The 244-nt window shown below is 48.0% G+C and carries 1 protein-coding gene; it reads left to right on the top strand.

Features of this window, described 5'->3' with window-relative positions:
- Nucleotides 1-59: 59 nt before the first annotated feature.
- Nucleotides 60-244, top strand: a 185-nt coding sequence (locus OCH80_RS10340) for a hypothetical protein (protein ID WP_404540699.1), incomplete at its 3' end; no start/stop codon positions are given.

Below are 244 nucleotides of genomic sequence, written 5' to 3'. Positions count from 1 at the left end.
GCTGGGCATGGAATCATGCTCTGGATATCTGGAACGATATGTACGAGGTCAGACGGTTGATGGCTGACTACACTGAAAAAGTAAAAATAGTCAAAGAAGCTGCGAAGACCCATGATGAAGTCCGCAGAGTGATTCGCGAGATTGACAGAAACAGCCCTGGAGCTAAAGCAAACCCCTCTCCAAGCTGGCAGAGAGTTCGCAATGAGCTTAATTCTGACAAGGAAACTGATGCTTGGAGACTGGC

The sequence above is a fragment of the Lactobacillus sp. 23-2 genome, from assembly GCF_044902225.1.
Classification (GTDB): domain Bacteria; phylum Bacillota; class Bacilli; order Lactobacillales; family Lactobacillaceae; genus Lactobacillus; species Lactobacillus absianus.
The sequence above is the reverse complement of the archived record's forward strand: the minus strand, read 5'-3'. Positions and strand labels throughout refer to the sequence as shown.